This is a genomic window from Mannheimia sp. E30BD, from assembly GCF_041807785.1.
In the GTDB taxonomy this organism is placed as follows: domain Bacteria; phylum Pseudomonadota; class Gammaproteobacteria; order Enterobacterales; family Pasteurellaceae; genus Mannheimia.
This window is the reverse complement of record NZ_JBGTYX010000023.1, coordinates 1-20543: the sequence shown is the minus strand read 5'-3', so window position 1 is coordinate 20543 and position 20543 is coordinate 1. Positions and strand designations below refer to the sequence as shown.

The window sequence follows — 20543 nt, the reverse complement described above, 5'->3', positions numbered from 1 at the left end:
AAGCTACCCCACCAGTCTTCCATTATCCATTCGATAAACCACATCAAATCTATCTAATCCGCTTTGTCTGTGGGTGATCATCAATAAAGTTCTGTCTGCACAGTGAGTAAGGATAAGGTTTAAGATCTGCTGTTCGGTTTCACGATCTAGCCCTTCGGTTGGTTCGTCTAGTAGCACTAATTCGGCTGAACTTAGTAGCAAACGAGCTAGCCCTAAGCGGCGTTGTTCACCACCTGAAAGGGGTCTACCGCCTTCGCCTAGCCAAAGGTTTAATTCTTCGGTTTCCAGCAAGTAGCCTAAGCCGACTTTTTGCACCACATCAATCATTTGCTCATCTGTAGCTTCTGCGTTGCCCATTAATAAATTATCGCGCAGCGTTTGGCTAAAAATATGGACACGTTGGCTTAAAGTAACTAATTTTGAGCGTAAGGTTTGTTCGGAGAAATCATCAATTTTGTAATTATTTAGCCAAATTTGACCGCTTGTTGGGTCATAATTACGGTTTAATAATTGGAAAATGGTTGATTTACCGCTGCCTGTTTTCCCTAAAATAGCCACTTTCTGCCCTTTTAACACTTCAAAAGAGAGGTTGTTTAATACCTGTTGTTTGCCATTCAAATAAGCAAAATTAGCCTTTTCAAAACGTACAAGAGGTTGATTTTGGCTCAAATTTTGCCATTCTGCCGAGCCATTAAATTCTACGCTTGGTTTTTGTTCAGTAATTTCATTAATGCGTTCTGCCGCTGTAATCACTTGCCCTAAATGTAAAAACGCCATACCGATAGGTGCAAGAATTTCAGCCGATGCCATCACACAAAACACCACTAATGCAATTAAAGCCTCTGGATATTTTGCACTCGGTACATTTACCGCAGTAGAAACCAAATAAAGGATTACACAGGTTAAAACACCGTTTGAGAGCATCACGATACTATTTGATACTCCTGCCAGTTGGCTTTCTTTACTTTGTGCATTCAGCCATTGGCGTTCGACATGCTGTAGTTTTTCAGAGGCTTGATTGAGTTGCCCGAAAAGCAAAAACTCCGCATTTAGCTGAACCCATTCAATAAATTGGCTGCGGTAATTTGCTCTATTTTCTACCGCCTTTTTCCCAAGATTTAACCCTAATCGATAAAACACAATAGGAATAATCACTAATAATGCCAATAGACTTCCGCAAATAATCAGCATTAATGGTACTGACACAAATGACAACCCAATTGCCATAAATAAGATCACCATTACTGCACTTACAAAAGGTGAGATGAGATTCAGGTAAATTGTATCAAGGGTATCAACATCCGCCACCAAACGGTTTAACAATTCACTATTTCTAAAACGGCTTAAACCACTTGGGCTAAGTGGAATAAGTTTTTTGAAAACGGTCACTCGTAAGTTTGCCAAGACACGGAAAGTCGCATCGTGCGTTACCAGCTTTTCAAAATAGCGGACTGCTGTTCTAGAAGCAGCTAACCCTCTTACCCCTGATGATGGATAGAAAAAGTTGAAGATCATCGCATTCCCTGCCAAAAAGGAGGCCGCTAAAAACCAACCAGAAAGGCTTAACAAGCCAATACTGGCTGAAAGCCCTAAAATAGCAAGCACAATGCCTAATAATAAACGCCCAAAATGGGTTTGATAGAGAGAAAAAAATGGGAATAATGCTTTCATTAGATTTCTCCCTGATGAACTAATTCATTACGCAATAACTCGGCAAAAAAGCCTGTATGTTCCAATTCACTAAAGCTACCTTGTTGGATAATCTGCCCCTGTTTCATTACCCAAATTTCATCGCATTGAGTTAAATCTTCCACACGGTGAGTAATCATCAAGGTGGTTTGCTCTCGGCTTAGATGGTGTAACGCCTCTAACACTTGCTGTTCGGAGTCGATATCTAAACTTGCCGTTGGCTCATCAAGTAGCAATAACTCATAAGGGCGTAACAAGGCTCTAGCAATCGCAATACGCTGTGCTTGCCCACCTGAAATACCGATATTACTATCTTGAACTTGATGTTCTAAGCCTAAACGAGAGACAAATTCGTCCGCTTTTGATAAACGTAAGGCTCTAGCAATTTCATCTTCAGTTGCCTCTGCATTACCCATTAAAATATTCTCTTTTAAGGTTCCACGCATTAACTGTGGGTTCTGCCCTACCCAAGCTAATTTCGCTCTCCATTCGCTTAAATTTAGTTCACGCAATTCTGTGCCGTTAATTTTGACCGATCCTTCATAAGGCAAGAAGCCGAGTAACATATTCATTAACGAGCTTTTACCTGCCCCACTTTGCCCAACTAACGCAATATGTTGATGTGCATTTAGTATAAAATTCAATGGTTGTGTAAGAGCTTTCCTTTGTTGAGAAAGAATCACACAGGCTTTTGCTTCAATCACAAGCGGTCGATTTTCTATAGATTTTTGCAAATCATTTGATTGTATTTTTACTTCTTCTTTCAGAAAACGTTCAATATCATCTGCTGCACTAATCGCCGCTGCTTTATCGTGATAAAACACACCTAATTCACGCATTGGCTGATAAAATTCAGGGGCTAACATTAAGCAGAAAAAGCCGATAAACAACGTAAATCCCGTTCCATAATAACCAAAATCTAACTCACCTAGAAAAAGAAAGCCAAAATAGACTGCCATCACAGCAATAGATACAGAAGTAAAAAACTCTAACACGGCGGACGATAAAAACGCCATTTTGAGAATATCCATCGTACTGGTGCGGAAATCTTCTGTACTTTGGTAAATCTGCTCGGTCTGTTTTTCAGCTTGCCCGAATAAACGGATTGTTTCCAAGCCTTTCAATTTATCTAGGAATTGCCCGCTGATACGGGAAAGAATACCGATATTACGCTGATTTGCCTCAACCGCTTTCCAACCGGCTAAAATCATAAATAAAGGTAATAATGGAATAGTCGCAAACAGAATCACGCCTGCCAACCAGTTAATCGGAAAGACAAAACAGAGAATAACAAGCGGTATAATTAATGAGAGAAATTGCTGTGGCAAATAACGAGCGTAGAAATTGTGCAGGTTTTCCACTTGCTCCAACATTAATGTTGCCCAGCTCCCTGCCGGTTTTTGTTGAAGGCTCATCGGGCCGACCGTTTCCATTTTCGCTAAAATTTGCTTACGAAGATGTAAACGCAATGTTTGTCCTGCCTGAAAGCCCACTCGTTCACGTAGAAAAATAAACAACGCTCTTGCCACAAAACAGCCAAATAGCGTAATAATTTCTAACACAAAATGATTCGGCGATTGCTTTTCAATAATCATTTTTTGCAACATTATGGCAATCAGCCACATCTGCCCAATCATACATAAACCGCTGAAAATCCCTAACAGCACGTTTAAATACACCTGTTTTTTAATGACTTTTTGCTGACTTCTAAGCCATTTCTGCAATTCACGTTGGCGTTGTTTTTCCATAACTTTTGTAAATTTTTCTGCTTTTTTAACCGCTTGTAAATAAAGCTGCCATTCTACTATAAAGCAAAAAGGTTGTTAATGCTCTGATTAACAACCTTTTGAATTAAAACAGTTTATCAAACTGGAAGCGGTACATTAAATCAACCGCTTGGTTTACGTTGGAAACCCATTGTAAATAGAGTCTTGGGGTTAAGTTGTATCGCAATGTCAGCTCGGTAAGTGGAGCAAAAACACCCACGCCGTATTTCACACGGAAGCGAGGCGAGAGGCTGGCACTCACTTCTACTTTGGTGTTATCGCCAATGCCTGCGGTGCTGACGCTAAGATCTTTTAAGCCAAAGGCACTGCCGACATCACCTACCAATTTGCTGCTTTTTGACAAACTCATACTTAATAAAGCCGCCGCAACCGCATTGCTTGAGTCTGCATCGCCACTGCTTTCGAGCGACCGCCCTGTTAAGATGTAAGAGAGAGCTTCATTTTGCGACATTGCAGGATCGGAGAATACTTTTACATTTGGCGAATCCGCCAAGCCTGTTACCCGTACCCCTGCGGTAATGGTTGGATCTTCCATTGCATCAGGGTTTCTCACCGCTTCAATATCTAAGTACGGCTGTGATGGCGAACCTGCGAAGCTGATATTTCCTTTGCGGATCAACAAGTCTTGCCCATAAGCGGCAAAACGTCCTTCGTCTAAGCGAACTTGTCCGTAAAGCCCTAGCCCCTGTTTGCCTTGACGCACCGAGAGCAAGCCGTTTAGATTACTATTCAAGCCGTATGCTTTGAGCTTAACATCGTTGCCGATGTTAATTTTAATATCCGCATTAATCGCCATTCCGCCCGCAGTTTCGTTTGGAATAGTGCGTTGATTAAACGGCACTTTGTTTCTTGCCGAGCCGTCCATAATCACTTCATCGCTACTTACGCTAACCGCCTGTGCCGGCAATTCTTCCACTTCAATTCTTGCCCACGGCACATCAATATTACCGCTTAAAGTTAAAAGCGTTGGGGTTGCCACAACTTGAATATCAGGGCTAATTTCTACTCTTGCTAAATTAGGAACATCCACCCTAAAACGGTTAGCTTGGGCATGAACTCTGGTTCGCCACGCATTAATATTTCGCCAGTCTGCATCTCCTTCTAAGCGTAACTCACTTTCTTTTGTTTGCAGCCTACCTGTTAAAGTGGAGGTTGCACCGTGAAAGTTCATCGCTAAATTACCGCCTGTTACATCAAACGGCATTGTTACAGAGCGTGCTTTTAAGCCTGTTAAATTCAAGTTACCCTGTAGCAACGGCGAGGTTGCATTACCACTTACCGTGAGGCGAGCATTAATTCTGCCATCAACAAAATCACCTCGCTCAAGTAGTGGACTAATCAGTTTTAACGTTAATTGGTCAATATTAATATTGCCCGATAATGTTCTCGCATTATTTAAATCCCGCATCACAATATCGGTTGTCAGTGTGCCGTTATTTTCAACTCTTAAATTTGATTTAAGGGCTAAATTGTTATCCGACATTTTCAAATTGATTTTTAACGGCGAAACCGTAAGCGGGAAGGTTTTTCCACCTTCCATTTTCTGTACAAATTTAATGGAATTGGACGTGAGATCCAAATTAACCTGTGGCTGTTTATTTTTAAACCACGCTGCTTCGCCTTTGGCATTCACAATACCTGAAATTTGACTGGTATTATCAAGATAATCTTGCAACACCACTAAATTAAAATTGCGAATATCGAAAGGCACTTTCCCCTCTTGTCCTGCATTAAATGCAGTTGGGAAACAGAGATGAATTTTCGGGTTATGCCAACAGTGAGCCGACACATTGGCATTCATCGCCTTGTTGTCATATTTCACATTAACGGTTTTATCGGTTTGGAACTTGCCAAACTCGGTGGATTGAATAGCCACGTTGCTTAGCTGCCCTTCCCAAATCTGTTGCAAGCGGTCAAATTTTCCGGAAATTTGCAAATCTGCTCCTGCAGGATTACCTTTTGAGGTTAATTTCAGAGTGTGATTTGCTTCATTTCCTTTTGCCAATAAAGTAGCACTTTCCACCTTAATATCATTATAGGCAAATTGACGTAGCCCTAATTCCACATCGCCTTGAATAGTTTGTTCGGTGGTAATTTTTCCCTTTGCAGTTAAATGCTGTAATTTAAACTGATCATAGCTAACATTTGAAGCCACTAAATCCAAATCCACATTTGGCTCGGCAAGTTTGCCTGATAATTTTACATTACCATTCATACTCGCGTTTAAATTCGGCACCAAGCCTTGTAAATTCGGGGCTTTGATATCAGCATAAAAGTCTGATTTTTCGCCTAAAAGCCCTTTCAGATCAATTTTGTTTTCGCCATAAATCAGCGATAAACCCGGCACATCTAAAAGTTGCTGATTGCTAGCGTTTAAATTCCCTGTTAATTGCAGATTTTTTTGATGCAATGAGCCTTTAATATCAATATTTGACACATCTGCTTTCCAATCTGAACCTGTATTACCACGCCCTGCATAACCTTGAGTAGCAAGAGAGCCTGATAATACCGCCGCCCAATCAGGCACTAATGCCTTAGTATTGATATTGTTCAGCTTAAGGTTGGAATCCCACTCAACTCCTTCCGTCCAATCAATTAAGCCTGTCAGTTGAGCATTACCGTCTAAAGTATTTAGCAGTAAATCGTGAATATTAAAATGCGTTAATTCGCCATTGCCTTTTAAATCAGCAGAACTTGGCGGGATGCCCATTCCTTTGACACTCACTTTGGCAGCCAAATTATAGGCAAGCAAATTGCCATTGAGGTGAATATCGATATTCTCTAACTGCAACACATCATCGCCTTTTTGTGGGGCGAAAGGATACTTCATTGCTTCACTCTTAAGCACCAGATCAAAAGGCGTTTTTGGGGTTGCAAGCTCAATATCCCCCTCTAAAGCAGCGTTAATTGCTCCGTCTGTTTTTAAATTCAGCACGGTCTTATCATACAATTCGCCTGAAAGCGTGGCATTGATATGACTAAACGGCAGTTTCATTTTGGCGTCTTTTGCCTCAACGCCTTCTAACTGCCAATTTAATGGATAATTATCTTTAAGAGAAAGTGTACCTGTGGCAGTGAGATCGCCCTGATCGCTTTTGAAATCCAAACGTTGCAGGGTTACCAGCTCATCTTTCGCCTGTGCTTGAAGCTGTAAAGAATGTACGTTGATAAGTGAAATCGGCTCAACTAAGTTACCGTTTTCATCTTGTGCTTTTTGAGCAACCGAAACATCAGTAATATCAATCTGCTCAATGGTTAAATCTAACGGCAAAGAGAGTTGGATATTTTTATTTAAGATCGGCTGTTCTAACTGAGCTTTAATTTCTGCCCAATCCACTTTATTATACGGCTGTTGCTCCGCTTCTGCGATTGTTTTGCCTTGTAATTGGTGGAAGCCTTCTACCACTTTTTCGCCCGTTTTTTCCACTGCCTCTTGTGCATTAGCAGGGTTTCTCGTTACTGTTGCTTTTTCTGAGTCAGAATTGACCGCTTGCGTTTCTAGCTCTTCCTCGACTTTTAAAGCTAAGAGCAGATTTAACCCCTCTAGCGTGGTAGGCTTCACAATAACCTCACGCCCTTTGCCAGAAAGGGAAGTATTGAAGTGATTGAGATGAATATCCATATCATCAACCCTGACATCAATATTCTCTAATGTGATATTTTCTGCTGAAATGCCGAGCGGTAAATTTAACTCAGTAAAAGGGGTGTTATCTTCTTTTTCTTCTTGGGAAGGTGGAAGTTTTGTTGTATCAATAACAACCTTGGTATCCTTCACGTTAAAATTGTTTAGGCAAACTTCGTACTTAATCAAGCAGTTAAAATCAATGTGTAAATCTACCTTGCCGACTTGCACATTTACGCCATCAGTTACAAACTGCGTATTAGAAAGCTGTAATCCCTCTTGAATGCTGCCTTCCACGTTGCCGATTTGTAAAGGTTCAATTAATTGATCGACCCATTGAACCGTTTTACGCTGCCCAAAACCTGTACATAAAAATAGAATAACAGCCAAGAGTAGCATTAAAAAAATGCAAATACCCCATTTCAAGAATCGCCATTTTGATCTTGATTTTTTCTTTGGCACTTCTTGTTCTGCTGCCGTGTCTTGGCTATCTATTATTTCTTGTTGTTCATTCATCATTTTAAATACTTATCTAAAGTTATCATTGGTAAAATTTTAGTAAAATACAACCGCTTGTATTAAAGATCTGAACCTAATCCAACGTAAATTTGGAAACCATTTTTACCATTAGGCGATTTTACAGGCACGCCCACATCAACTTTAATTGCCCCAATCGGCGAAGCCCAGCGAACACCTAAACCTGTTCCGTGATGTAACTGTTTTGTCTCAAATTTATTCGCCGCTAAGCCCACATCATAAAATACTGCTCCCCACCAGTTTGGATAGGCTTGATATTGATATTCAAACGAGCCTGTAGCTAAATGTGAACCGCCTACACGTTTTCCATTTGATGGATCTCTTGGCGAAATATCTTTATAACCAAAACCACGCACACTCATATCGCCCCCTGCAAAAAAACGTAATGAAGGTGGAATACGTTCAAATTGATTTGCTTTCAAGTAGCCTAATTCTGCCCTTAAGTAGAATCGATGATTATCTGCATAAGTTCTCACAAACGACGTAGAAGCTTTATAGCTATAAAAATTCACATCTGAGCCAAATATTTTGTTTCCCCAATTTACGGTAAGTTTTTGGCTATCTCCCCATAATGGATAAGGCTTGCCATCAGTACGAGTACGGTTTAAGGAGGCAGTTGGGTAAACTAATAACGTTTTAAATTTATCATTCGCTTGCGTAAAGGAATCATAACGGGTTCTTAAACCAGTAGAGAATGACCAACCTGTTGTTCGAGTCCAAAAACGTTGTAGAGCGAAACTTGCTGCTGTTGATTTCGTATCCTTCTGATCTTCATTTTCAACCGTACCCGATATCTGATAGTAGTAATGAAGCGGATCTTCTTTTAGCGGAATATTGTAACCAAATTCAAATCTCTGCTCAGGGGCGGAAATATAAGTTCGAGTATCGATACTATGCCCTCTTTTATTTCGCCACGGTTTTTTCCAGTTAAATTGTAGGCGAGGTCCCACTTCCGTTTCATAACCGATACCAATTTCAACCTCATTTTTCTTTTTCGGTTGGAATAGCACATTTAAATCTACCGTCTTATCTTGTTCATTGAGATGTGGCTCAACCATTACCGATGAAAACCAGTTACTGGATAAATAATCTTGGGTTAAGTTTGAAAGATCATTGGCAAAGTAATGATCGCCCGAATTAATTTTCAGAATATTGCGTAAATATTCCTCTTTAATTTGGCTATCTACAAAATTAATTTGTCCATAGCGATAGCGAATACCACTGTCATAACCTAAACGCCAATCAGCTTTATGATCGGTTGGGTAAATTTCTAAACGGTGATAAAGCCAATGCCCGTCAAAATAACCTTTGCTGAATGCATTGCTTTCAATATCGCCTTTAAAGTTTTCATAGGTTTTATGATTTAAACGAGTGCCTTGCTTTGGGGCTTTTTTGATAAGAGCCGTGAAATCTTCATCATTTTTTGCCTCACCTTGTAGCACAATATCGGTTTCATCAATTTTGACGGTTTCTTTGTCCAGTTTTACATTTAGCACCAATAAAGGCTTCTTATCGCTTCTAGGCAGTTGCACAAATTGATATTGGCTGTTGTAATAACCCAATGCACGCAGGGCTTTATCCACCGTTGTTTGCACCAAATATTGGTAGCGTTCTGAACCGTCTGCATATTCATTGGCAATTTGAGCTAAATACAAATTGACATTTTTCTTTGCTTCTTTGTCGTGAATACCTTTGACTTCTAAATCAACTAAGGCTTCAACTTTTTCCTCATCAGAATCATCTGTGAGTTTATCTTCTAATTCGCCGATTCTTTCTTGATCAACATCGGTAATTCTATCTTGTTGATTTTTCTGATCTTGCTCATTAGCCTGTGGTTGATTAGCCTGAGCCTTTGAGGCAAAAGCCATTAAACAGCAGAATGTTAAAAAATGCAGTTTTGTATTCATTGATAACCTTTTATTTATTTTGGAATACCGCGTAGTAGCGGCACACTTTCATAAGGTGGCACAGAAGTTAATGCAGGTTCTTGTTCAAATATCATAATGAACGGTTTTTCCGGCACAACTTTTTCATTTCGCCATAATTCTCCAACCCCGATTAATTCAATATCTTTGGGTAGTTGAGCTAAATGTTGTTTCAGTACGCTAATCGTATTCTTGCGAGGGTGTCCGATTACAACGGCTACGCCATTTTTGCGAGCATACTGAATAGCGTGCGAAAATTGTTTTTGTACATCAGAAAGTAGATCGCTGTCGTCTAAAAAAATATCTCTTTCTAAGGCATTTACCCCAAATTGGCGGGCAGTCTTAGCTGCTACACTGCTACCAATGGTTTTGCTATCTAGGAAGAACAAGGAATGTTCTTTCAATACCTTCATTAAAGGTTGCATTGTGGCTAGATCAGAGGTTGCACCGCTACCCATATGATTATTTAAACCAATCGCATAAGGTACTTGACTACGAGAATGCTCAATAAGTTTCCGAATTTTTTCTTCACTATCGCCAATTTTAAGGCTATTTTTCTCAATCAGTTGTTTAGATTTTGGCTGCATTGGCAAGTGAATTAAAATATCACGCTTTTGAGCATAAGCCTCCTTCGCCCTTTCTGTCGCATAAGGGGCATCAGGAATAATCGCCACGCTCACTTCTTTAGGCAACGATAAAATTTCCCGATCTTCTTTTACACGATAGCCCACATCATCAATCACAATAGCAATTTTAGCGGCTTGAGCAAGCGGTAGAAAAAGCACAAAAATTTGCAAAAAAATCGTAAAATTTAACCGCTTGTAAATCTGATTTCCCATTTACTTCACCAAATTCAACGGATTAACAGGCTTGCCTTTACGAGTAACGCCAAAATAGAGAGCCGGACGGCTTTGCCCGCCTGTATTACCAACCCTTGCAATAATTTGACCGCCTGTTACCCGACTACCTTTACTGACTGAAATGGATTGATTATAACCATAAAGTGAAATATCGCCGTTACCGTGATCGATTGCCACCATATTGCCATAGCCCGCAAGCCATTGTGCCATAATCACACGACCACTTGCAATTGCTTTTACAGACGTGCCTGCCGCTGCCCCAATTACCACACCGTGCCAGTTATTACCAAATTTAGTGATTATATTACCTGAAACAGGCATTGCGTATCTACCCACTTTAATCGGCTTATTATTCACTTTATCTGAATTTTTAGAGGATTTTGCTACTTGTTGCTCACGTTTTTCTGTTTGTTGAGCTTCTTTTTGGGCTTTTTCTAATTGCTGCCTTAACGCAATTTCATTATTACGTAAATTTTCTAAACGACTTTCATCTTTTTCCAGCGTTTTATTAAGAGATCGCAAGGTATTTTCGCGCTGGCTTTGCACTTTCTTTAAATCTCTTTCTTGCTTTTTTTGCTCATTAAGTTGAGATTGATGCTCTTTCTGTTGCCCTTTCAATTCATCACGTCTGGCTTTTAAATCAGCTTGAGTTTTTCGAATATCCGCAATGGCATCAATACGAATATTATTCATATGCTCATAATAAGCGCTCATTCTTTCTGCATTTTTTGCATCTTCTGACATTAACCGTTCTAAAATAGACGGGTTAACCCCTGAGCGATAAGCTGAATCTAATTGCTCTTTTAATTTCTCTTTTTGATCTTTTTCTAATTTTTCTAAGCGAACAATTTCTGCCTCAGTATTTTTTATAGTTTGACGTACTTCGCTCAATGACATCTGTGTTTTTTGTAGTTTATCTAATACCTTCCCCATTTCAACTTCTTGCGTTTTGAGTGTGGATTGCAGCTCATTACGTTTTTGTTTCTGCTCATTAATTTTTGAAGTTTGCTGCTGAATTTTTTGCTGAATCTGATTGAGATTATTCGCAAAAGAAAGTGGCACGGCAGTACCAATCACTCCGCCTAAAATAACAGCCCAAGCGTAAGAATTTATTCGTTTCACAAATATACCTTTTTAATCCAAAACATCACTAAGGTTATATTCTAATCGGTTATTTGTTTAAGATCAGCTTTTTAATGAAAGAATTTAACTATCTATTTCAAAATGGAGCGAATTTTGCTATAACTATAAATAGTACAGTTTTAAATCCATTAATTTTCAAGACTAAGGAGTCATTATGAAATTAGTATTTATCCGCCACGGTTTCAGTGAATGGAATGCTAAAAACTTATTTACAGGCTGGCGTGATGTGAATTTAACAGAACGTGGTATTGAAGAAGCAAAATCTGCGGGTCAAAAATTAAAAGATGCGGGTTTTGAGTTTGATATTGCGTTTACTTCTGTTTTAACCCGTGCAATCAAAACTTGTAACATCGTGTTAGAAGAATCTAACCAATTATGGGTTCCACAAATCAAAAACTGGCGTTTAAACGAGCGTCATTACGGTACGTTACAAGGTTTAGACAAAAAAGAAACCGCTGAAAAATATGGTGATGAGCAAGTTCACATCTGGCGTCGTTCTTATGATATTTCTCCTCCGGATTTAGACCCACAAGATCCAAACTCAGCACATAACGATCGCCGGTATGCTAACTTACCGAAAGATTTAATTCCAAACGCAGAAAACTTAAAAATCACCCTTGAGCGTGTATTACCCTTCTGGGAAGATCAAATCGCACCTGCATTAATTTCAGGTAAAACCGTATTAGTTACTGCACACGGTAACTCATTACGTGCTTTAGCAAAACATATCGAAGGCATTTCTGATGCTGACATTATGGATTTAGAGATCCCAACCGGTCAGCCATTAGTATATGAATTAGATGACAACTTAAAAGTAATCAGCAAACGTTACTTATAATTTGTAAAGTTTTGATAGAAAATGACCGCTTGTATCACTACAAGCGGTCATTTTTGTTACCTATTTTGCAAATTAGAAATCTAATAACTCTTTCTCTTTTGCTGCTAATACTTCATCTACTTTCTTGATGAATGTATCCGTGATTTTTTGGATATCTTCTTCAGCTTTGTGTTGTTCGTTTTCGCTGATCTCTTTATCTTTTAATAACGCTTTGATTTGATCGTTTGCATCACGGCGTACATTACGAATTGCCACTTTACCTTGCTCGCCTTCTGCTTTTACGATTTTAATTAAATCACGGCGACGTTCTTCCGTTAATGGTGGAAGTGGAACACGAATTGTTGTACCCGCAGATGATGGGTTTAAGCCTAAATCTGACGTTAAAATCGCTTTTTCTACCGCAGAAATGAGCGATTTATCGAATACGTTTACAGCCAATGTACGAGCATCTTCTGCCACTACGTTCGCTACTTGGCGTAAAGGTGTTGCAGAACCATAATATTCTACTTGAATACCATCTAATAAAGAGGGTTGAGCACGACCTGTACGGATTTTTGCGATGTGACCTTTTAAAGCCTCAAGGCTTTTTTCCATACGATCTTGTGTATCTTTTTTGATTTCGTTAATCATTGATTTTTTATCCTTTTACTTAAAACAGAGTTAAAAATAGAGAAATTATTCAGAAATAGTTGTACCTTCTTCTGTGCCAAACACTACTTTACGCAACGCACCCGGTTTACCCATATTAAATACACGGATTGGCATTCCGTGATCACGAGCAAGAGTGAATGCAGCTAAGTCCATTACTTGTAATTCTTGATCAATCACTTCAGCATAGGTTAATTGATTGAAAAGTTTTGCGTTTTCAAATTTTGCAGGGTCTTTGTCATAAACGCCATCTACTTTTGTTGCTTTTAATACGACATCTGCTTCAATTTCAATACCACGCAAACAAGCGGCTGAATCAGTGGTAAAGAATGGGCTACCAGTTCCTGCTGAGAAGATCACTACACGTTTTTCACGCAACATTTTAATCGCTTCAGACCAGTTGTAAGTATCACAAATCCCGTTTAATTGGAATGCTGACATTAATTTTGCATTCACTTCAGCACGGTGTAGAGCATCACGCATTGCTAAACCGTTCATCACGGTTGCAAGCATCCCCATATGGTCGCCCACTACACGGTTCATACCTGCTTTTGCTAACTTCGCTCCACGGAACAAGTTACCACCACCAAGTACAACACCAACTTCAATACCTTCTTCAAGTAGCTCTTTAATTTCTAATGCCATACGATCTAAAATAGACGGATCGATACCAAAGCCTTCGTTGCCTTGTAAGGCTTCGCCACTTAATTTGAGTAGAATTCGCTTGTAAATAGGTTTGCTCATTTTATTTGCCTCTTAACTGTATGGACTAAACACAAAATTACGTTATTATAGAACAATCCACTTCATCGATAAACCGAAAAATTTTAACAACAATGAGAAAAAAACAAATTTTTGGCATTATTATTGCCCTTTTACTTGCTACTCTTGCAAGTTACTTAATGCTTATTGGCTCAGGCTTTTTTCCAGCACCTACAATCCTCGAAATTCTGTTCGGGGTATTTCTAATCATTATCTTAGCCAGCTCCAAATGGACTTATTATGCTTTACTATTGCCAATTATCATTGCTTATGCTTTTTACACACCTATTGGGCTTAATTTTGGCAAGCCGACCTATGAATATATTGCTTCTGTATTCGCAACTGATATGATGGAGAGCAAAGAATTTCTGGCACAGCTTTCCATCTTACATATTTTAGCGGGCATAGCGATTGTACTAGCGGTCATTTTTTTCAAAAAAATTACCAATGCTTATCAGATCCATTTTTTAAGAAATAAAACTTTCGTCATAGTTGCTTCTCTTTTAATGTTAGTTCAACTTGCTCCATTTAAATTTTTCCAAGAGTTTGTCAGTTCAGGCACAAAAGTTGCAAAAGAGTTGGAGCAATTAAATAATTTGAATTTAGAATCTCAATGGGGAGAATCAACACTTAGCGAAAACGCAAAATATGATGATTATGTGCTGATTATGGGTGAGAGTGCGAGGAAAGATTACCATCACGCCTATGGCTACCCTATTCCTAACACGCCTTTTATGAGCTCGGCAAATGGCACATTAGTTGATGGTTTAACCTCTGGCGGAACAAATACCATTGCCTCACTACGTTTAATGCTAACCAAGCCTGATACGGAAAAATGGGAAGCAAATTATGGGCTGACTTTAGTTGATTTAATTAAATCAGCAGGTATTAAGACTTATTGGATTTCCAATCAAGGCTACTTAGGCAATTATGACACACCTATTTCTTCTATCGGCAATAAAAGCGATGTAAAAATTTTTACTAAATCAGGCAGTTCTTTAAATACCAATGTCAGCGATTTTGAACTGCTCCCCCATTTTGCAGAAGTGATTGAAGAACCAATACAAGGTAAGCGTTTTATTTTCTTGCATTTATACGGCTCGCACCCTATTACTTGTGATCGCTTAACTGATTACCCAAAAATGTTTGATGATGGAAAATTACCAAAACGTTATTTCAATGTGAATTGTTATATTTCTTCCATTAAGAAAACCGATGAATTGCTAAAACGAGTTTATGATCTGCTAGTAAAAAATAATGAGAAAAACCAACGTTCTTTTTCAATGATTTATTTGTCTGATCACGGTTTATCTCACGGAGTTTCTAAGGATAATATCGTCATTCAAAACGGTAAAGACAGAAGCAAATTACACTATGATATTCCGCTCTTTAAAACTTCAAGTGATGATACCAAACGGAATGTATATAAAACCTTTAAGTCAGGGCTGAATTTTACCAATGGCATTGCGAATTGGATTGGCATTGAAAATCCGTTACTAGATAAAGAGCTTGATCTTTTTAATAATAAAAGCGATAAAAGCGATTATGGGTTGAAGAAAATAATTGAAGCTGATGGTAGTATTGATGATCCAGCAATCCCAATTCCCAAAAGTCATTTGAAATAAAGCAGGTACAATCATTTTACAGTAAAAAAGCAGGCTATTGCCTGCTTTTATATACATCTAGTAACGAAGATTAAGCATTACCGCCTGTGATTTTAGCTACTTCTGCAGCGAAATCTTCTTCTACTTTCTCGATACCTTCACCCACTTCTAAACGAATGAAGTTAGATACTGAAGCACCTACTGATTTTAAGAATTGACCAACAGAAACAGATGGATCCATTACAAATGGCTGACCGGTTAATGAAACTTCACCTGTGAATTTAGCCATACGACCTTCAACCATTTTCTCTGCGATTTCTTTTGGTTTGCCAGAGTTCATTGCGATCTCAATTTGGATTTCACGCTCTTTAGCAACTACGTCAGCAGAAACATCTTCTGGGTTTACAAATTCAGGTTTGCTTGCTGCAACGTGCATTGCCACTTTCTTAAGTTCGTCTTCAGAGCCTGTACCAGCTACTAATACACCAATTTTCGCACCGTGTAAGTATTGAGCAATTACTTCGCCTTCTAAGTATTGAACACGACGAATATTCATATTTTCGCCGATTTTTGCAACTAATGCTGCACGTTTTTCTTCAAATTGTGCTTGTAATGCTTCGATAGTTGTACCTTTATTTGCTGCTGCGAAATCTGCAACTTCGCTTGCTAACTCTAAGAAGCCAGCATCTTTTGCTACGAAGTCTGTTTCACAGTTCATTTCAACTAATACACCGAAACCTGAAGCTACGCGAGCAAGGATCACGCCTTCAGCTGCAACACGACCCGCTTTTTTAGCCGCTTTTGCTTGACCAGATTTACGCATATTGTCGATCGCTAATTCAATATCACCGTTCGCTTCTACTAATGCTTTTTTACATTCCATCATACCAGCGCCGGTACGTTCACGAAGTTCTTTAACTAATGATGCTGTAATTTCAGCCATTTTACTATTCCTCTAAGATGATTTTTAATACGATAAAAGCAGAGGTTTTCACCCCTGCTCTCAAATGATAATCAAATGATTAAGGGCTATGCCTTATCGTTTGCCAAGTACGATTATTCTGCTGCAACTTCTTCAGCTTCAACTTCTTTTGCTTCAACGCCACGACCTTCTTTGATTGCAACTACTGCTGAATCTAAGTAAAGTTGGATTGCACGAGTTGCGTCATCGTTACCTGGAATGATGTAATTAACGCCATCTGGAGTTGAGTTAGTATCAACAATCGCAAATACTGGAATACCTAAGTTGTTTGCTTCTTTGATTGCGATATGTTCGTGATCAGCACCGATAACAAAAATTGCATCTGGTAAGCCGTTCATATCTTTAATACCGCCTAAGCTTAACTCTAATTTCTCTAACTCACGAGTACGCATTAACGCTTCTTTTTTAGTGATTTTGTCAAAAGTACCGTCTTGAGTTTGAGTTTCTAAATCTTTTAAACGTTTGATTGATTGACGAACTGTTTTCCAGTTAGTCAGCATACCACCTAACCAACGGTGATTAACGTAGAATTGTTGGCTCTCTACTGCTGCCGCTTTAACTGCATCTGACGCTGCACGTTTTGTACCAACGAATAATACTTTACCGTTATTGCTTGCAATGCGAGTTAATTCTGCTAATGCTTCATTGAATAAAGGTAAAGTTTTTTCTAAGTTGATTACGTGAACACCGTTACGAGCACCGAAAATGAATGGTTTCATTTTTGGGTTCCAGTAACGAGTTTGGTGACCGTAGTGAACGCCTGCGTTAAGCATATCGCGCATAGAAACTTGTGCCATAAGAATTTTCCTTCAAAGTTGTTTGTTTTGCCACTTATGAACGGCAAAACGGGGTTTAGCCTCCACATATCCTAGAAAATCGATCTTTAAAAGACACCCCAATTTCTAGCTTATGATATGTGTGTGTTTTAGTGTTAAAAAATAAATGTGAAAGTTTTCTATCTTTAACAGACAAAAAACGGCGTGTATTATCCCAAAAAATAAACAAATTGCCAATCACTTTCTTCTTATTTTGTAATTAATGCCATTCAACAAACAAAAACCGTTCTCATTATTGACGAAAGAAATAAGAGCATTTAGAATTACTAATATTGCTATGCAAATTCAATCAAAAAAGGAGACTATCAATGAAAAAAACACTTTCTGCACTTGCTATTGCTGTGGCAACCTTTGCTTCAACCTCAGCTTTTGCTGCCAACGAAGTGAATGTTTATTCTTACCGCCAACCTTACTTAATTGAGCCAATGCTGAAAAACTTTGAAAAAGATACCGGCATTAAAGTAAATATCATTTTTGCTGATAAAGGTTTGGTTGATCGTGTGAAACAAGAAGGCGAGTTAAGCCCTGCTGATGTGCTTTTAACAGTAGATATCGCTCGTGTAATGGAAATTGTGAATGCAGGTCTTGCACAAAAAATTGACTCTGAAGTATTAGAGAAAAATATTCCTGAACAATTCCGTGATTCTAACGATCAATGGTTCGGCTTAACCACACGAGCTCGTGTCATTTACACCTCAAAAGATCGTGTAGGCAGATTACCTGCTGGTTTCGATTACTTAGATTTAGCAAAACCTGAATATAAAGGCAAAGTTTGCGTTCGTTCAGGCAAAAACTCTTATAATGTTTCATTATTTGCAGCGATGATAGAACACTATGGTGTAGAAAAAACCAAAGAATTCTTGGAAGGTTTAAAAGCGAACTTAGCTCGTAAACCACAAGGAGGCGACCGTGATCAAGTCAAAGCAATCAAAGAAGGCATCTGTGATTATGCTATCGGTAACAGCTACTACTACGGCAAAATGTTAGATGATGAAAAACAAAAAGAGTGGGCTGAATCAGCATACCTCAACTTCCCTACAGGTAAACACGGTACGCATAAAAACATTAGTGGTGTAGTAATTGCAAAACACTCGCCGAACAAAGCAAATGCCGTGAAATTAATTGAATACCTCAGTGGTGAAAAAGCACAAGGCTTATATGCTGAGCTAAACCACGAATATCCGGTGAAAGAAGGCATTGAACCGTCTGCAATCGTAAAAGGTTGGGGTACATTCACAACTGATACTATCAAACTAGAAGATATCGCGAAAAAATACGAAGCTGCGTTAAAACTGGTTGATGAAGTGAAATTTGACGATTTTGCTGAGAAAAAATAATTGAAATACAAGCGGTCTCATTTTGGTAAAATTTTACAAAAATTAGACCGCTTGCAAGAGGACGCATTGAAGCGTCCTTTTTGTGTTTTTGAAAAATATGAATCTCACTTCGGTGAGGGCTTCTGCCAAATCTCCCCTCTTTGCTAAAGAGAAGAAAGGGAGATTTGGCAGAAGTCAAAACGGAATAATTATTAAGAAAATGAATCATAAATTTGGCTGGACAGCCCTTGCCTTATTGATTACCTCAATTATCCTCCTCCCTCTCCTTGCCATTGGCTATCACGCCTTCGGTGGTGAAGCGGAGAATTTGGCACATCTATGGAACACGATGCTGCCGGTCTATATCAAAAACTCCACTCTGCTGGTTGTCGGCACAGTGTTACTTTCAGTCGTTTTCGCCCTGCCAACCGCTTGGATTGTAGCGAACTACCGCTTTTGGGGGCAAAAAACCTTACAGTGGCTGCTCTGCCTGCCTTTGGCAATGCCTGCTTATCTGATTGCTTATCTCTATACCGATTTACTCGATTATTCGGGCAGTTTCCAAGAAATGCTGCGAGGCATTTTCGGCTGGCAAACCCCACAAGATTACTGGTTTCCGCAAATTCGCACGCTTTATGGTGCGTGTTTTGTGCTGGCGTTGGTGCTTTACCCTTACATCTTCCTGCTGGTGCGGGTTGCCTTGCTGGAACAGTCTGAAAACCTCACCCACAGTGCCAAAATGCTCGGAGCAACGCCAAGCCAAATTTTCCGCCGTATTACTTTCCCGCTGATTCGCCCGTCTATTGCGGTCGGCATTGCGTTGGTGGCAATGGAAACGCTGGGGGATTTCGGCACAGTGGCGTATTTTGCGGTGCCAACCCTCACTACTGCGATTTATGATTCGTGGCTTGGCTATCACGATCTCGGCACCGCCAGCCAGATTGCGATTTTTATGTTGCTGATGATCTTCCTCTTTTTAAGCTTGGAACAGTATAGCCGCCGCAAACAGCAGAGCTATCAACGGGGCTATGAGAAGAAATCAGGCTTTAAAACGCTCAGCGGCTGGAAATTAGGCGTGGCTCTGGCGTGGTGTTGGGGCTTGTTGGCAATGGCGTTTTTCATTCCGGTCGGGCGGCTGCTCTACTGGGCGTATGACTATTTTGAACAGTCGTGGAATTTAGACTTTGTACAATTTGCAACCAATAGTCTGAAAGTGTCGATTATCGCCTCGATTGTTACCGTGATTTTTGCCCTGATTTTGCATTTTGCCCAACGCCTTTCCATTGGTAAATTTTCGGCAAAAACGACCCGCTTGTCGTTACAGCTTTCCTCATTGGGTTACGCAATTCCCGGCACGGTGTTAGCCATCGGCTTGCTTTCACCGCTGACTTTTGCCGATCACAAACTGCACGCAATCTTAAAAAGCCTCGAACTTTCGCCTGTTGGCTTGATCTTCTCAGGCTCACTCTTTGCCCTTGTGCTGGCATACACTGTCCGTTTCTTGGCGATGGCGATTGGCAGCCTCGACACCTCATTGAATAAAATCTCGCCGTCATTAGATATGGCCAGCCAAACGATGGGTAAAAATGGGCTGACGATGTTTAGAAAAGTGCATATCCCTCTGATTTACAAAGGGATTTTAACTGCGGGCTTGATGGTCTTTATCGAAAGTATGAAAGAGCTGAACGCCTCGCTCTTACTTCGCCCATTCAACTTCGATACGCTGGCAACTTATGTCTTCACTTTCACCTCTGACGAACAGTTGGAACGGGCGGCACTGCCTGCGATTGTGTTAGTGCTGGTGGGCTTACTGCCGGTCATCTGGCTGACACGCTCGCTGATTTCGCAGTCTGAGAAAGAGAGATAATAAAAATGTAGCAACTGTATCCCCCAAAATATTTGGCAAGATACAAATTCGTTAATTAAACCGCGTGAGCATTCCACTGTGAGCCATCACGGACGATGGCATTAATCACGGTTAAAAGCTTACGCAT

The 20543-nt window shown here is 39.7% G+C and carries 14 protein-coding genes; 4 read left to right on the top strand and 10 right to left on the bottom strand.

What is annotated here, in order from left to right; genetic code table 11:
* Window positions 1-3: 3 nt before the first annotated feature.
* The 6 genes from cydC to ACERCG_RS10430 form a co-directional block, all read right to left on the bottom strand.
* Complete coding sequence (cydC, locus tag ACERCG_RS10455) at window positions 4-1671, bottom strand: cysteine/glutathione ABC transporter ATP-binding protein/permease CydC (RefSeq protein WP_373612006.1); 1668 nt, start codon at window positions 1669-1671, stop codon at window positions 4-6.
* Window positions 1671-3437 (bottom strand): cysteine/glutathione ABC transporter permease/ATP-binding protein CydD, encoded by a 1767-nt coding sequence (cydD, locus tag ACERCG_RS10450; protein WP_373612005.1) that lies wholly within the window; start codon window positions 3435-3437, stop codon window positions 1671-1673. Before cydD ends, cydC begins: the two co-directional genes overlap by 1 nt.
* 103 nt (window positions 3438-3540) lie before the next feature.
* Window positions 3541-7617, bottom strand: a complete 4077-nt coding sequence (locus ACERCG_RS10445) for a translocation/assembly module TamB domain-containing protein (protein ID WP_373612004.1) — start codon at window positions 7615-7617, stop codon at window positions 3541-3543.
* 59 nt (window positions 7618-7676) lie between these two features.
* Entirely contained in the window at window positions 7677-9542 is a 1866-nt protein-coding gene (locus ACERCG_RS10440; protein WP_373612003.1) for an autotransporter assembly complex family protein, read from the bottom strand.
* A 14-nt stretch (window positions 9543-9556) separates the two neighbouring features.
* Window positions 9557-10399 (bottom strand): divergent polysaccharide deacetylase family protein, encoded by an 843-nt coding sequence (locus tag ACERCG_RS10435; RefSeq protein ID WP_373612002.1) that lies wholly within the window; start codon window positions 10397-10399, stop codon window positions 9557-9559.
* Window positions 10400-11509, bottom strand: a complete 1110-nt coding sequence (locus ACERCG_RS10430; protein WP_373612014.1) for a peptidoglycan DD-metalloendopeptidase family protein — start codon at window positions 11507-11509, stop codon at window positions 10400-10402. It lies immediately after the preceding gene.
* A gap of 208 nt (window positions 11510-11717) precedes the next feature.
* Here ACERCG_RS10430 and ACERCG_RS10425 point away from each other — a divergent pair, with 208 nt between their 5' ends.
* The gene (locus ACERCG_RS10425) at window positions 11718-12401 is read left to right on the top strand and encodes a 2,3-diphosphoglycerate-dependent phosphoglycerate mutase (RefSeq protein ID WP_373612001.1); all 684 of its coding nucleotides are present in this window, start codon (window positions 11718-11720) and stop codon (window positions 12399-12401) included.
* A 72-nt stretch (window positions 12402-12473) separates the two neighbouring features.
* On the opposite strand, the gene frr is transcribed toward ACERCG_RS10425, so the two are convergent.
* Complete coding sequence (gene frr / locus ACERCG_RS10420) at window positions 12474-13031, bottom strand: ribosome recycling factor (RefSeq protein ID WP_006248085.1); 558 nt, start codon at window positions 13029-13031, stop codon at window positions 12474-12476.
* A 45-nt stretch (window positions 13032-13076) separates the two neighbouring features.
* Window positions 13077-13793, bottom strand: a complete 717-nt coding sequence (gene pyrH, locus ACERCG_RS10415) for a UMP kinase (protein WP_373612000.1) — start codon at window positions 13791-13793, stop codon at window positions 13077-13079.
* A 92-nt stretch (window positions 13794-13885) separates the two neighbouring features.
* On the opposite strand from pyrH, the gene ACERCG_RS10410 reads away from it, so the two are divergent.
* Window positions 13886-15436 carry a sulfatase-like hydrolase/transferase gene (locus ACERCG_RS10410; RefSeq protein WP_373611999.1) on the top strand — a complete coding sequence of 517 codons (1551 nt, stop codon included), beginning with the start codon at window positions 13886-13888 and terminating at the stop codon, window positions 15434-15436.
* Window positions 15437-15506: 70 nt separating this feature from the next.
* Here the strand turns inward: ACERCG_RS10410 and tsf are convergent, their stop codons facing one another.
* Together tsf and rpsB are read right to left on the bottom strand one after the other, a co-directional pair.
* A complete protein-coding gene (tsf, locus tag ACERCG_RS10405; RefSeq protein WP_373611998.1) occupies window positions 15507-16358 on the bottom strand; it encodes a translation elongation factor Ts in 852 nt (283 codons plus the stop codon).
* A gap of 113 nt (window positions 16359-16471) precedes the next feature.
* Window positions 16472-17194 carry a 30S ribosomal protein S2 gene (gene rpsB / locus ACERCG_RS10400; RefSeq protein WP_373611997.1) on the bottom strand — a complete coding sequence of 241 codons (723 nt, stop codon included), beginning with the start codon at window positions 17192-17194 and terminating at the stop codon, window positions 16472-16474.
* A 347-nt stretch (window positions 17195-17541) separates the two neighbouring features.
* Between rpsB and ACERCG_RS10395 the strand changes: the two genes are divergently transcribed.
* Together ACERCG_RS10395 and ACERCG_RS10390 are read left to right on the top strand one after the other, a co-directional pair.
* Window positions 17542-18570 carry a Fe(3+) ABC transporter substrate-binding protein gene (locus tag ACERCG_RS10395; protein WP_373611995.1) on the top strand — a complete coding sequence of 343 codons (1029 nt, stop codon included), beginning with the start codon at window positions 17542-17544 and terminating at the stop codon, window positions 18568-18570.
* Between the two features lie 199 nt (window positions 18571-18769).
* Window positions 18770-20416: an ABC transporter permease gene (locus tag ACERCG_RS10390; RefSeq protein WP_373611994.1), complete on the top strand. Its 1647-nt coding sequence runs from the start codon at window positions 18770-18772 to the stop codon at window positions 20414-20416.
* Window positions 20417-20543 lie beyond the last annotated feature (127 nt).